Origin of the sequence: Paenibacillus sp. 203 (assembly GCF_037027525.1) — a bacterium.
Lineage (GTDB): Bacteria > Bacillota > Bacilli > Paenibacillales > Paenibacillaceae > Paenibacillus > Paenibacillus polymyxa_B.
The window spans coordinates 108,308-122,634 of the sequence record NZ_JAXCHD010000001.1 but is presented as its reverse complement, the minus strand read 5'-3'; the positions used below and the strand labels follow the sequence as shown (position 1 = coordinate 122,634).

12 protein-coding genes and 3 pseudogenes are annotated in these 14,327 nt (G+C 43.9%); 9 read left to right on the top strand and 6 right to left on the bottom strand.

Annotated elements, in window-relative coordinates; genetic code table 11:
* Positions 1 to 7: 7 nt before the first annotated feature.
* The 3 genes from WA407_RS00550 to WA407_RS00540 form a co-directional block, all read right to left on the bottom strand.
* Entirely contained in the window at positions 8 to 379 is a 372-nt protein-coding gene (locus WA407_RS00550) for a DMT family transporter (protein WP_235306773.1), read from the bottom strand.
* On the bottom strand, positions 379 to 930 hold the full coding sequence (locus WA407_RS00545; protein WP_235306774.1) for a TetR/AcrR family transcriptional regulator: 552 nt from the start codon (positions 928 to 930) through the stop codon (positions 379 to 381). Before WA407_RS00545 ends, WA407_RS00550 begins: the two co-directional genes overlap by 1 nt.
* Before the next feature lie 240 nt (positions 931 to 1,170).
* The gene (locus WA407_RS00540; RefSeq protein WP_336076552.1) at positions 1,171 to 2,127 is read right to left on the bottom strand and encodes an endo-1,4-beta-xylanase; all 957 of its coding nucleotides are present in this window, start codon (positions 2,125 to 2,127) and stop codon (positions 1,171 to 1,173) included.
* 325 nt (positions 2,128 to 2,452) lie between these two features.
* Between WA407_RS00540 and WA407_RS00535 the strand changes: the two are divergent.
* From WA407_RS00535 to WA407_RS00525, 3 genes and pseudogenes are all read left to right on the top strand, one after another.
* Positions 2,453 to 2,686, top strand: a pseudogene (locus WA407_RS00535) (TetR/AcrR family transcriptional regulator); the annotation flags it as partial.
* A 226-nt stretch (positions 2,687 to 2,912) separates the two neighbouring features.
* Positions 2,913 to 3,371 (top strand): GNAT family N-acetyltransferase, encoded by a 459-nt coding sequence (locus tag WA407_RS00530; protein WP_336076551.1) that lies wholly within the window; start codon positions 2,913 to 2,915, stop codon positions 3,369 to 3,371.
* Between the two features lie 418 nt (positions 3,372 to 3,789).
* Positions 3,790 to 5,235 carry a DEAD/DEAH box helicase gene (locus WA407_RS00525; RefSeq protein ID WP_336076550.1) on the top strand — a complete coding sequence of 482 codons (1,446 nt, stop codon included), beginning with the start codon at positions 3,790 to 3,792 and terminating at the stop codon, positions 5,233 to 5,235.
* Between the two features lie 344 nt (positions 5,236 to 5,579).
* On the opposite strand, the gene WA407_RS00520 is transcribed toward WA407_RS00525, so the two are convergent.
* Positions 5,580 to 5,774, bottom strand: a complete 195-nt coding sequence (locus WA407_RS00520) for a hypothetical protein (protein WP_235306777.1) — start codon at positions 5,772 to 5,774, stop codon at positions 5,580 to 5,582.
* Between the two features lie 428 nt (positions 5,775 to 6,202).
* Here WA407_RS00520 and WA407_RS00515 point away from each other — a divergent pair.
* From WA407_RS00515 to WA407_RS00505, 3 genes and pseudogenes are all read left to right on the top strand, one after another.
* Positions 6,203 to 7,138: pseudogene (locus WA407_RS00515) on the top strand (glycosyl hydrolase); the annotation flags it as partial.
* Between the two features lie 943 nt (positions 7,139 to 8,081).
* Positions 8,082 to 8,672 carry an RNA polymerase sigma factor gene (locus WA407_RS00510; protein WP_235306778.1) on the top strand — a complete coding sequence of 197 codons (591 nt, stop codon included), beginning with the start codon at positions 8,082 to 8,084 and terminating at the stop codon, positions 8,670 to 8,672.
* The gene (locus WA407_RS00505; RefSeq protein ID WP_336076549.1) at positions 8,633 to 9,700 is read left to right on the top strand and encodes a DUF4367 domain-containing protein; all 1,068 of its coding nucleotides are present in this window, start codon (positions 8,633 to 8,635) and stop codon (positions 9,698 to 9,700) included. The genes WA407_RS00510 and WA407_RS00505 overlap by 40 nt, the downstream gene beginning before the upstream one ends.
* Positions 9,701 to 9,847: 147 nt before the next feature.
* Here WA407_RS00505 and WA407_RS00500 read toward each other — a convergent pair.
* Positions 9,848 to 9,961, bottom strand: a pseudogene (locus tag WA407_RS00500) (histidine phosphatase family protein); the annotation flags it as partial.
* Between the two features lie 189 nt (positions 9,962 to 10,150).
* Here WA407_RS00500 and WA407_RS00495 point away from each other — a divergent pair.
* Both WA407_RS00495 and nudK read left to right on the top strand, forming a co-directional pair.
* A complete protein-coding gene (locus tag WA407_RS00495; protein ID WP_235306780.1) occupies positions 10,151 to 11,335 on the top strand; it encodes a MerR family transcriptional regulator in 1,185 nt (394 codons plus the stop codon).
* 1 nt (position 11,336) lies between these two features.
* On the top strand, positions 11,337 to 12,299 hold the full coding sequence (nudK, locus tag WA407_RS00490) for a GDP-mannose pyrophosphatase NudK (RefSeq protein ID WP_336076548.1): 963 nt from the start codon (positions 11,337 to 11,339) through the stop codon (positions 12,297 to 12,299).
* Between the two features lie 69 nt (positions 12,300 to 12,368).
* On the opposite strand, the gene WA407_RS00485 is transcribed toward nudK, so the two are convergent.
* Positions 12,369 to 13,292 (bottom strand): AraC family transcriptional regulator, encoded by a 924-nt coding sequence (locus WA407_RS00485; RefSeq protein ID WP_336076547.1) that lies wholly within the window; start codon positions 13,290 to 13,292, stop codon positions 12,369 to 12,371.
* 185 nt (positions 13,293 to 13,477) lie between these two features.
* Between WA407_RS00485 and WA407_RS00480 the strand changes: the two genes are divergently transcribed.
* Positions 13,478 to 14,224: an SDR family oxidoreductase gene (locus WA407_RS00480; protein ID WP_336076546.1), complete on the top strand. Its 747-nt coding sequence runs from the start codon at positions 13,478 to 13,480 to the stop codon at positions 14,222 to 14,224.
* The last annotated feature ends 103 nt before the right edge of the window (positions 14,225 to 14,327 follow it).

Here is a 14,327-nt window from a genome sequence, read left to right as displayed (position 1 = left end):
TTTCATCTCATTTTTGAACGATTGAACTCGTTGCTTCTGTTGTTCCTTTTGCCTCACCATGTCCTGCACCAAATAGGTTCAGTACCACCACGCCAATAACAATTAAAGCAATACCTGCGATACTTCCTGTATTGATTTTTTCTTTCCAAATCAATACTGAAATAAGCGTTGTAGCAACAGTTCCTACACCTGACCAGATAGCATAAGTCATATTTAAGGGGAGCGTCTTAAGGGATAAGGAGATAAAGAAGAAAGAGATCACGAACGCCACAATTGTGAATAAAGTCGGATACAGTCTGGTGAAACCTTCTGAAGCTTTAAGCATTGAAGTTCCAACAAGTTCACCAACAATAGAGATTGCCAAGAAAAGATAAGCCATTATTCATTCTCCTTTATATATGTTTTCAATTCTCCCATCATTTTTTGCCTCATTTCTTCATTGGGAGGAGCAAGCCCAAACATTTCAGCAAACCACAAACCGTCTATAGCTAATCGGACTATCGTGGAACGAACGGGGTCCAATTCGTCGTTTTCAATTTTATTTTGGATATTCTCATACTCGTCCTGAAGTAATTTTAACATGTGAGGGTTCGTAAACTGTGCTGCTGAGAGAGCGGTATACAGGTCACTTGCATTCCGATCGCCAGAAAATGATGTATTCATATACGCGCGAGTCCATCTTCCTTTGGAATGCATATCGTTTTCTGCTCTCTCATTAAATTCGGAGACAAAGCTGGTCGATAGTTGTTCAACCATTCCCAAAATCAATTCATCTTTATTCGGAAAATGGTAAAGCAATCCTCCCTTACTTATTCCCGCTTTCTTAGCCACCGCTTCTAACGTTAATTTCTCTACTCCTTCTTCGTGCACAATCATCGAGGCCGCTTTAAGAATTAATTCTCTTTTTAATGCTTTTTTAGTTGTATTCATATGGATCACCCCTCTTTACCATACCGTCCAGACGGTTTTATTTCAAGTGGGTTAAAGTTATGAATTGGGTATGTAAGCCTAATTGAGTTGGATTAGGTTTTGATACGTTAGGTTTAAGCTAAATAAAAAGAAGCCTTGGGCTTATAACATTTCAGCCAAGACTTCGTCAAATAAACATCTACCCAGCCCAGACATTTGGCAAAAGTTCGCATCTGTTGGGTTTTAAGTGCCACTTATAGTTTAACTCTGCACATATTGTCTCAGCCATTGGAGCGCGGGACGTTCCGTGCCGTTAGAATTCAGCAGATGTGTGTTCGGCTTCCAAGTTTGTCCCTCGATATACCCCCAGAGCGTAACTCCCTTCACCGCAGAATGCTTCCATAATACCGGAAATTTCTCCTTGTATCTGGCAAGCTGGGTGTTGTCGTCTCCAGTTATATCCAGTTCGGACACATAGATTGGCAATCCTGTTGCCGCCAGCTTGTTCAGTACAGTGTTCATCGTGTTAACTGAAACAGTGTCCATGCTAAACTGGTGGCACTGAATACCAATTCCGTCAATCAGGCCTCTGCTCTTGAGCTGATTAATAATATTGACATATTGGTCGGTTAACGAGGGATCGTTGATAATTCCATATTCATTAATCATCAGCTTGGCATTTGGAAAGGCTTGTCTTGCCTGTTGGAACGACCATATAACCCAATCCCATCCGGTCGATCCGTCACCGCCTATGGCATTGCGGAAGGATGGCTTCTGATGCAGGGGCTCATTCACCACATCTATAAACTCCGCATTCGAATAGCGTTGACCTGCTGCTTTAATCCACTGGGTCACTTCCGCCTTCTGATCAGCAGCCGACAGTCCGCTAATCCAACCTGGCTCCTGAGCACCCCATACCAATGTATGGAACTTGAACGGGAAGCCATTGTTACGGGCATAATTGTAGGCGGTATCCGCCTGCGACCAGTTCATGTTGTTACGGCTGCCTTCAACCGACCCCCATTTGGTCGAATTCTCTGGCGTCACCTGGTTCCAGTATGTTCCGAAACTTGCAGGGACACTACCAGCAATGATATTCCCGAGGAATTTGCCACCGTTCGCCATACTGGCACTAGCCGGGTTTATCAGAACTGATGATAACAACACACCCGCCAACGCCAAGCTGCTTACCAACTTGCCCACTTTAAATTTCGACATAAAATCTCCTCCTCATACGTATAGTTTTTAATATTCCTACCTCTAAATAAATCGCTTACATTTCCAATTATAAGAATGAAAGGTTATTGTCCGCTACATGTAAAAGTAAAGATTTTACCCGAAAAACTTTACATCATTGCGGGGTTACTGAACACCCTGGTGCTCCTTTAACACATCGTTTCGATTAAAATCTAGCCTCGTAGCATATCACTTTGGAGACTGCCCATTTAATAGTTTAAGGATTAAGCGCTCTTGCAATTGCGTCTACATAACTTTGGCTAGCACGCTGGCTTACTTCTGCTTGCGGAACCATCCCCTCAAAGTTGATGAGAAATTTGAAATTCTTACAAGGGAACATCAAATGTACCTATCAGTTATATTTCAAGAAACCATTGAACGAGGTATACAATCAGGTGAACTTGAGATCGGGCTCGATGCGAAGGCTGTATCACAGGCGCTAGTCGTATCGTTAATTGGACTGACGGTAATGATAAAGTCTCGTCCAGAACGATCATTTATTGATAACACGATAGAGGTGACACTTACACTTCTTAAGTAATTCAGAGTGAATTCAATTTTAACGAATGGGTGTATTCTCGACGCACATGTCCCTCAGCGCAACAAAGGCTGCCGGATACATTTTCTCGGCAGCCTTTGTTGCGCTCATATTACATACTTCTTCGCATCTGCATGAGTTCAAACGATTCCTTTACTGATCTTAGTTTTGCATATATATACTTAATGATGTATATTAATTCAAAACCAATGAAAAGGGAGTACATCTAATGTCATTTTTAATAAGAAACGCTAAGCCTGATGATTTAAGCAGTTTGACCGAGTTAATGTATGAATACATCGTTGGTTTTTATCAAAACCCTAGGCCACCTATCGAAAAAATTCATAATTTGATTCAAACCCTTTTTGAGCAGCAAAACGGTATACAGTTTGTGGCGGAACAAAATGGAGAATTAATCGGCTTTGCTACATTATTCTTTACCTTTAGCACGATGAAAGCAGACAAAATCACAGTTATGAACGACCTATTTGTATTGGAACCCTTTAGAGATACAGAAGTAGAATCACAGCTTTTTTTAGAATGTCAAAAGTTCTCACAAAATCATGGATATGCTCAAATGACCTGGATAACTTCTACTGAGAATAAACGCGCTCAAATTTTCTTTAAAAAGATGGATGCTATCCAAGGGAGAGATTGGGTTCACTTTTCATCGCAACAATACTTTTGATACGATTTTCCGCGCTAACGGCAGTTCAAAGGGCACCCGATTGGGTGCCCTTTGTTCGTAATACATGTTTTCACGCCATGCGGATATGGAAACATGCCGATACAATTGAAGATACGTACTGGAAAACAGCAAGACAAAATTAATTCTCCATGAAATTGTTCAACGTAGATCCATATGGGTAAAGTTTGTCGGTCGTTAAATTCCAAAATAGCTCAGTAGACCAACACATCAGATACCATACACGAGAAAATGGACGAGCCCTTCGTTAAACGCTCCAAGGATTCAGTTAGACAAACAGTTAATATCGATATGTATTAGAGTAAACCTGGATATAGAGTATACTAGATGAGTATAAGTTCGATACACGATGACATTATATATGTATTGGTATTCAAATACAGCGCAGAAGAGGTTGAAAATGAGTCAGAAGCATTTTACAGATTACGCATTAAGTGAAGAAATTGTAAGAGCGCTGAATAGCTTGGGCTATGAGACGCCAACAGAGATTCAGACGGAAGTCATTCCAGTTGCGCTTGAGAAGAAGGACCTTGTCGCCAAATCGCAAACAGGTAGCGGCAAAACAGCGGCATACGGTATTCCACTTTGTGAGCTAGTAGATTGGAATGAGAATAAGCCCCAAGCTTTAATCCTGACGCCAACCCGTGAACTTGCATTACAGGTCACCGAGGACATCACGAATATTGGACGCTTTAAGCGGATAAAAGCAACGCCCCTTTATGGAAAACATCCTTTTCATATACAAAAGGCCGAGTTAAAACAAAGAACACATATGGCTGTAGGTACGCCAGGACGTGTACTGGACCATATTGAACGAGGCACGCTATCGTTAGATCGAATGGCCTACCTCGTGATTGATGAAGCTGACGAGATGCTGAATATGGGCTTTATCGAGCAAGTTCAGTCGATCATTCAGGCCCTACCTAGTGACCGGGTTACCATGTTATTCTCCGCTACTTTTCCTGAGGATGTAGCCAGACTGTCACACAAGTATATGAACGATCCTGTTGAAATTGAAATAAAAGCAACCGGTATAACGACCGCTACAATTGATCACTCTCTTATTCAGGTGAAGGAGTCAGACAAGCTGGCACTACTGCAAGATCTGCTCATTGTTGAGAATCCTGACAGCTGCATTATTTTCTGTCGTACGCAGGAGAATGTAGATACATTATTCAGAGCATTGGCTGATCTTGAATATCCATGTGATCGCATTCATGGTGGCATGGAGCAGGATGAGCGATTTGAGGTGATGAATGCATTCAGAAGGGGTCAATTCCGTTACTTGATCGCGACAGATGTTGCCGCCAGAGGAATTGATATCACGAATATCACCCATGTCATTAACTACGATATCCCCCTTGAGAAGGAAAGCTATGTTCACCGCACAGGACGTACGGGACGTGCTGGCAAAACGGGTAAAGCCATTTCCCTCATCACTCCTAAGGATGGCCGAAGATTAGCTGATATTGAAGCATATATTGGGTTCGCGATTCCGCAGGTAAAAGCCCCCTCAGAAGAGGCTGTTGATCTGCGTAGAGAAGATTTTGAGCAGAAACTGCATGTAAAAACCACACTCAAAAAAGATAAGCGCGAGCAACTAAACCAACAGATTATGAAGCTGAACTTTAACGGCGGTAAGAAGAAAAAACTTAGAGCTGTCGACTTCGTGGGGACCATCGCTAAGCTTGACGGGGTCACCGCAGATGATATCGGGATCATTACGATTCTGGATTATGCGACAGATGTTGAGATTCTGAATGGTAAAGGTCCACTGGTGCTTGAGATTATGAAGAATACAACCGTAAAGGGTAAGCTGTTAAAGGTACGTAAAGGGAATAAGTAGAAGATACGCTGCACTAAAGAGGATGAGGCAATCCCGCCCAGCATAGCCGATGGTTTTCGTTAGCTATACGGGAGGGATTGCCGAGTTTATCTCTTGATCGTTTAATTTATCTTTCCATTTTGAATTTGCAAGAAAATCGCATGCTCTCTTGGATAAAACCATATCGTCATCTTCACCTTATCAATAACTTAATTTTATTCTATCTCTCATTCCTTCCGCTTCACCTAATCCATAAGTTATTTTGAAAAAGCACTCCTGAATCGTTTCAGAGATTACTTACTATTGCGACGTCTAAAGTTATTAAAAATGTAATGTCTAAATAGAACAATTGAAATTTCGTTTTATTACCTCGTAACATCTACTTTTTCCTTAAACCAATCAATATCAGGAAAATCAAGCGATAGTGCTTCAGAAATTTGGAGCCCTGAACCGAGAATGGGACTGGCCAATGCCAAGCCACGTTCTTTGTTTTTAATATGAAAATTCAGAATTCGTTTATTGTCTTCATGAACTACTTGGAATCCTTCAGCAACAAACACGCGATAATCAAAAATTTCTCCATCACGTAGATTTTATTTTCTTTCGCTCTGCTTTTGCCTTAACTGTGAGTTTTTCCTTCTCTGTTAGCTTTATCTAGGATTCGACATTTGTTGACAATAAATTTGGTAAATGTTAGAATGCCAATGAAATGATAGTGTTTTGCAAACTAATCTAGATTACATAATAAAAACAGGTTTTAGCAAAACAAAATTAAAGGAATAAATTTTTAGTTATTTTGGGAGGATTTATGTTTAAAAGATGGCCAGCACTTCTATGTACCGCAGGGGTTGCAATTTTACTGTATCCTTTGTCTTTTGCCCATGCATCCGAAGAACCGGTTACCGTGTCTGAAGCTGTGTATGAAGCAGAATCAGGCGTTCTGAACGGGGGGGTGGCCGAGTTTCAAAAATCGACGGTCACTAAGGAGCATTATGTTAGGAAGACACTCGTTAATCCCAACGCCTCGCCTGAAGCCAAATCGTTGATGAGCTATCTGGTCGATCAATACGGCAAGAGTGTACTATCCGGTCAGCAGAACAGTTCTAACATTAGCTGGATGCAGGACGCGATTGGTAAAAAGCCAGCCATTGTCGGATTCGACCTGATGGATTATTCACCGTCTCGCGTCGAGCACGGCGCTTCCTCCTCTGAGATCGAGAATGCGATCGATTGGCACAGCCAAGGCGGTATTGTCACCGTTGTATGGCATTGGAACGCGCCGAAGGGTTTAATTGACCAACCTGGTAAAGAGTGGTACAAGGGATTCTTCGGGGATTCCACCACTTTCGACGTTGATTACGCGTTGAACCACCCGGAATCCGAGGATTATAAACTTATTTTGCGGGATATCGATGCCATTGCGGCACAGCTTCAAAAGCTAAAAGATGCGAAAATCCCCGTGCTCTTCCGGCCGTTGCATGAAGCTGAAGGAGGATGGTTCTGGTGGGGCGCAAAAGGTCCGGAGCCGTCAAAGAAACTTTACCACCTGGTGTACGACCGCTTAACGAGCGTGCATGGTCTGAACAATTTGATTTGGGTCTGGAACTCTAGCGCACCGGAGTGGTATCCGGGACACGATGTTGTAGACATCGTGAGTACGGATCATTATCCGTCTGCGGGCGACTATAGTCCGGTCACTGACAAGTATGACGCACTCGTCTCGCTTGTGAACAACCAGAAGCTGGTCGCATTAACCGAGAACGGCGCGATCCCGGATCCGGATTTACTCTCCAGTGACGGAACGAACTGGAGCTGGTTCACTACCTGGACGGGAGAGTTCCTGACCGATGGCGCAAACAATAGCCGGGAGCATTTGAACAAAGTGTTTAACCATCCAAACGTGATCACGCTCGATGAGCTACCGGATGTAGATCATTACGGCCAAAACAATTAACGGTGTGTCGTAAGTGCACAATGAACAACCAAGTCCTCCTATGCGGATACGGGTTACCTGATCTCCGACAAGATCATACCGACGCAGGGCAGTTTTACCTTGACGGTAACAAATGAAAACCAATTTTCTGATACATTGCTTGAATAAAATGTATACTTAAACGAATTGATAGCAAGGGTGTTTCTGGAGTAATCCCAAAACACCCTTTTTTTCATGAGCCGGTTGAAACTCTAAAGGCTTGTTTGAACCAGCCTGGGTATCTGTAGCAAGGAGGCTGGCTTCCGATTCGGTGAGCAAGAGAGGCAAGCAGGGAAATTGGCTCATGCTACTGGTTCTAAGGCGGCAAGAGCGTCCGCCTAAGAGTCAATACGTTATAACAATATAATGAATGGTAATGACGAAATGAAAATTTCAGCGCCCTGGTTTGTTTTCACACGTTCAACTAGCAGCCACCACATAGGTACGGATATATTCCGCACCAAGACATTAGAGATGATTACATAAAAAGTATTTTTCCATAACAGACAAAACAAAATTGCAATAATGGCCGGAACAGTCCATGAACCTATCATATGACCATTACTTAATATAACAAATGTTATAACAGGATATAAAAGTGCAACTACCATCTGGACTCCCCTATTATCATAAAACTTCATTTCCCATCCCCTTTTTTCTTTACAATCTATTTTTAAATTTTTGGATAGGTATATTTATTATTCTATTTATTTCCACAATAAAAATCCAAGCTCTATGAAATCAACAACGTTGGTGATAATTGTTCTGCTTTATCGTATTCTCTTAGAGGGTTGATTTAATACTTAAAAAATTTTAGAAAAGATGTCCCTTTGGTTCATCTTCATTTGTTATACAGATATAGTTTTCTTTTTAATCAGAGGGGGTGCCTAAATCTTTGAATGAGGAAATCGAATATAGAATTAAACGGGTCCAAGCTGGCGAGATCCAGGATTACGCCTACATTGTAAAGGAGTATCAGCGTCAGATTTTTGTGTACTGCTGGCGGATATTAGGAAGTGAGCAGGAAGCGGAAGAGGCTGTACAAGATATTTTCGTTAGTGCTTTCGAGAAAATCAGTATGTACAAGCCCACAGTGGGCTTCTCCTCCTGGCTGTATAAAATGGCTTATCATCACTGCCTGAACCTGATTCGCAGGAAAAATCTACAGCGCAAATTTAAAATTACCCTGTTCAACTCAACTAACATGACTTCAGACAGCGCTGCGCAGGTTATGGAACGTCAGCTTTTCAGTGAACCGCTAAGCCGGGCATTGGGCCAACTGAATGCAGAAGAACGAAACCTGCTGGTGCTACGCATTTTTGAAGAAAAATCGTTTGGAGAAATCGGGGAAATTATGAACAAAAGCGAGGAAGCTATCAAGAAAAAATACGGCAGAACAAAAACAAAGCTAAAAAAAATGATGGAGCCCATAAAGGAGGACCCAAAATGCGTGAATTACAAGACAGAACTCAGGAACAAGGTCTGAAATACACCGATTTGAAAGACAAAGACTTTAAAAATATGGACATGTTGACGGAGCCAGAGAACGTCTTAAAAATACAAGCCTTTGACGTCTCTGACAAAGTGATGGAACAGGTCTACCAAAAGGCGAAACCCAAAAAGGGACTCATCGTAAAAATGCGTCTTCAACCGCGCATCACCGCTCCTATTATGATCTTACTTTTTGTATTGGGCGCCTCTGTGACTGGGTACGCCGCTTCGCAATATCTGGAATTACGTAACAGCAAAGGCGATGTCGTATTAAATACCGCCAAAACTCCTGCCAAAACGGACGCTTCCCAAACGTATACAACCACCTACACACAGTGGAACGAAAAGGTGAGAGACCGTCTACAGCCTGGAGAGTATGCGGCCTATTACGTTAAGGACGATTCTATGAATCCAAGAAATTCGTCTAATCCTGTCCTATTTGCATACAAACCGACTGAACTTTCTAGCTTCAGCAGTCTGCAGGATGAAATCAAGCGTACAGAAGCCCCACTATTCCACAATCCTACTCATCTGCCGAATGGCTACCGATTTGATTTCGGATACGTCTATCCAGTCGCTGCATATCCTGGGATGATGAACAAAGAGGAATATCGGGCTTTAACGGATAAACTGATGCAACAGGCCAAGGCCGCACCGAAAGGTGAAAATCTGTTTATTCAAAAGCTGAGCTGGGACAAGTCAGACTTCACCTTTGCCCGGTATACAAGAGGAAATGACTATGTAAACATCACCGTCACCAAGTACGCTCCCGAAGTCACAAAGACGACCGTGATGCAAAATGAACAGGATTCGGCTGAGGAACTGATGATCAAAGGAACCAAGGCCTATTACATCAGAGCAAGCGAAACAAGCACGCCCTTGGAGGTAGGGAAAAACCGACTGGGTTGGCTTGATGAAAAAAGGCGTTTACACTACAACATATCTGATAACCAGGACAGCCCGCTGAGCAAAGAAGACCTGGTAAAAATAGCCGAGGATTTGCTTAACGGTTCACCGCAATAGCTATAAAAGAAAAGCTTTGAAGAGAGACCATCCTTTTTTAAAGGTGGTCTCTTTTTGGAGAATAGTTCTTATACCTTTTCCTCACAAACTATTACGGCATGTTCCACAATCTTTTTACCTCAACTAATTCCTGATCATTGAATTCCATTCTGTTATTTGAAAAGCATCTGACTTGCCTTTATCAGTCAAACCTCTTGTTCTTTCATTTCCTTCCGTCTTCGGTGATTCGCCATGTCTCACCATGTAAATGAAAGTTTTCATAGTATCCTCCATGAAGAGCTGATGAATTTTTATTACATGATATTCGTGACTAACTACCAAGTCACCTTTTGCTAGGGCGGTTTTCTCTTATTTCTTATTGCATAAATTTTTCTTGAAGGTGACGTTGCGTCATTTGCTATACTGACTGAGAACGACATACTGGAGCAATCAATTGGATGTGAGCAATGGATGGACAAAGAGAACTGTCTGACGACAGGACAGCTTGCCAAACGTACAGGGATAACGGTCAGGACATTGCGATATTACGATCAAATTGGGCTTCTGAGTCCAGGAGGTCACCGCACTGGATCCATAAGACTGTACAACATGAAAGATATGGAAAGATTACAGCGAATTCAGATGTTGAAGTATCTAGGGTTATCGCTTCAAAAAATAATGGACATTTTAGATGCAGAATCGCCATCCAACGGAGAGATCAGACATTCGTTGCAAGCACAACTCGATGTTTTACAAAAGAAAATTGCCCATACGGAGCACGTAGTGCATGCAATACGAGATGCTATGGAAATGTCGGCCTATGGCTCCGATTGGAACCATTTGGCGGATGTTATCCAAACCGTACAGAGTGAGCAAAATTGGGGGGAGCAATATCGGACGGCGAACCGCCTGCAAACGCGGATACATCTTTACGACAAGTACAGTACGAATCCCCAAGGCTGGCACCGTTGGATCTTTGAACAACTGGAGGTGCAACCGGGAGCCCATATTCTCGAGTTGGGCTGCGGCGACGGAACCTTTTGGATAAGAAACGCCGAACGAATTCCAAGCAGCTGGCGTATCACGCTTACCGATATGTCAAGCGGGATGGTGGAAGAAGTACGTTGCCGCTTGGGAAGCAACAATTCGCAGTTTAAGTTTTTATCTGTTGACGCGCAACAGATCCCCTTCCATGAAGAGCAATTCGATATGGTTATCGCTAACAACATGCTGTACCACGTGCCGGACATCCCTAGAGCAATCCGCGAGATGCACCGTATCTTAAAGCAAGGAGGTATAGTATGCACCTCTACAATGAGCACTCAACACTTACAAGAGGTCGAACACTTGGCGGTTTCGTTCGATCCTGAGCTTCATGTGTTGGATCATGCTATTAAACGGTTCCACCTGGATAACGGAGGGGACTTGCTGTCTTCTTGCTTTTCCGATCTTCGGTTGCTTCGATACGAGGACTGTCTGTTGGTCGACGAAGCGGAACCCCTGATCGAATATATAATTTCGACTCCGATGAACGCAAGAGAGCGACTTGTCGGAGCGGCTATTGACAAGTTTCGAGACCACATCAATCGGCTTTTGCAGCAGAACGGAACTCTCGAAATGACTAAAGAGAACGGAATCTTTCTAGGGAGGAAATGAGATGAAGGCACAACAGTATCACCCAAGAGTACGGATTGTAAAAGAGGAGCTTCTATCGGATAACTGGTACATCTTAAATAAGGTCACATTCGAGTTTGAAAAAAATAATGGACAATGGGAGACACAATCCCGTGAAGTGTACGATCGTGGCAACGGCGTAACGATCCTGCTCTATAATCAGCACAAACAAACTGTTGTACTGACCAGACAGTTCCGAATGCCTACTTATCGGAACGGTAATGAAACTGGAATGCTTATCGAAACCTGTGCAGGATTACTCGATAAAGAAACACCGGAAGAAGGTATTCTTCGGGAGACGGAGGAGGAGACGGGATACCGTATCGACCGGGTGCAGAAAGTTGGCGAGGCCTATATGTCACCGGGCTCCGTTACCGAAATCCTGCACTTCTATATAGCCGAGTATAGTGAAGATATGACAACGGGTGGCGGTGGTGGCCTTGAGGAGGAACAGGAAAACATTGAAGTGATAGAACTTCCGTTTGCTCAAGCGCTAGACATGGTCGAAAGCGGCGAGATTCGTGACGCCAAGACGATAATGCTGCTTCAATACGCTCAGATCCAGGGCCTCTTGAAAGTGAAATCGAAACCACTTCATATCCTTATCGCAGGCCCTTATCGATCTGGAACGAATGATGATCATGTATTAATCGAGAAGAACGTCAACTACATGAATGAAATTGCTCTTCAAGTTTACGAGGCTGGTCACATGCCGGTGCTGGGAGAGTGGTATGCTTTGCCCCTTATCGCCACAGCCGGTTCCACTGCTCTGGGAGATGAGACCTTTAACAAAATCTTTCACCCGTCTTCCATTCGCCTGCTTGATTACTGTAACGCCGTGCTTCGGGTTGGAGGACTCTCTCAGGGTGCCGATGAAATGGTAAGGGTGGCGAAAGAGAAAGGATTGTTGATTTACGAACGGCTCGACGAACTTCCGTTGGTGTGATATATCCTCTTTGACCAGACCAAAGACAACTTGCTCTGGGCCTCCTCCACAGATCACCCGAAGAATCTCTCAATCAACTGAGACACTAAGGGAATTGCGCAAATGTTTAACATCACTCATCGGTGGACGCCCAAACATGCGTCCATATTCCCGGCTGAACTGCGAAGGGCTCTCATAGCCAACGCGAAAGCCTGCATTGGCGGCTTCCAATCCCTCCGAGAGCAGCAAGCGGCGTGCAGTCTGCAGTCGAATGGCCTTCTGATACTGCAGAGGACTTATAGCCGTTACCTTTTTAAAATGCTTGTGTAAGGAAGAAGGGCTCATGTTTACTTCCTTCGCCAATTCTTCAATCACAAGAGGCTTAGAGTAATCGCGGGTTATCAGATGGATCGCTTGGGAGATGCTATGTGCATAGCTACCAACTACGGCAAATTGCCTGATTAAAGCCCCTTGCTCACCTTGTAATACACGATAAAGGATCTCGCGCGTGATAAGCGGCGCAAGAAATTGAATATCCGCAGGCGTATCCGAAAGTCTGACAAGCCGAAGCAGCGCATCAAGCAGCAGAGGGTCAAATTGGCTCACTAGTATGCCGCGTCCAGTCTTTACGGCACCTTGAGGAGGACTCTTCTTGATAATGTCCAGAATGACGTCTGGGCTAATGGATAATTGAAGACTTAGATAAGGAAGCTCCGACGTGGCTTGAGTTATTTTACCAATTACGGGAAGTTGAACTGATGTGACCATGTAGGTTGTTGGATCGTACACATAGTTTTCTCCAGCCAGCATTGCTGTCTTTGAGCCTTGTGCAACCACGTACAGGGAGGGCATATGGACCGTATGATTCAGCTCGGACACATGGCTTGCACGTCTGAAATAAAGTCCTGGCACAGACGAGACAAACGTACCATCCGAAGACGCATGTTGATCAATTAGATGAATCAGTTCTTGTAGATTCGTAGAAATATCAGAGGGGGGAGGAGACGAAATCATTCATGCTTCACCTTCCTTTCCGTTGAACGCTAATATTGATGTGCTAATTATATGCGCGCCGAATAGGATTAGGCAAGAATTGGACTTGATCGGTCTACCTGTCTCAATCGAATTCTACTTAAAATTTACTTGCAAGGCCAACAGAGGGCCTAAGGCAAATAGATCTAAGGAAGAAGGATTAGGCTATGCATTTGGAAGGAAGAATAGAGAACAAAGTCGTCGTGATTACAGGTGCAAGCAGCGGAATTGGAGAAGCAACAGCACTGTTGCTTGCCGAGCGTGGAGCAAAAGTCGTGCTTGGAGCGCGCGGAGCGGAGCGCCTTGAAGCGCTGGCGACACGCATTTCCAATGGAGGTGGCGAAGCTGTTTATGCACGCACTGACGTGAGACGGCGCGAGGATCTGTGCAACCTCGTTAATTTGGCTTGCGAACGGTACGGAAAGCTGGATGTTCTCGTCAGCAACGCTGGCGTTATGCCTATTTCCCCTCTCGACGATCTGTGTGTCGAGGACTGGGAGGACATGATTGATGTCAACATTAAAGGCGTTTTGTACGGTATAGCCGCAGCGTTGCCTATCTTTCGCAAGCAGGGTTCCGGACATTTCGTGAACATCGCTTCTGTAGCAGGACATAATACTGTGCCGAACCAGTCGGTCTACTCTGGTACGAAGTTCGCCGTGCGCGCCATCTCAGAGGGATTGCGCCAGGAGGCTGGCGACAAGCTGCGCGTGACCATCATTTCGCCTGGTATTGTGCAGACGAATTTCACGGAGGGTATGACCAATCCAGCATTGAGAGATCAATTCGCTGCCATTCGGGATAAACTAGCCATGACACCTGACGCGGTAGCCCGTGCAATTGGATTCGCAATTGAACAACCGGCCGATATTGATGTGAACGAAATCGTAATCCGTCCAACCGCACAAATGTAATATAAATAGATAGGGGCACCTCCTCTTGTCTAACAGAATGACAGTTAAATAAAAACTCTGCAACTAAAGATACAAAAAGACATGGACTCTCATTGCTAAGAGT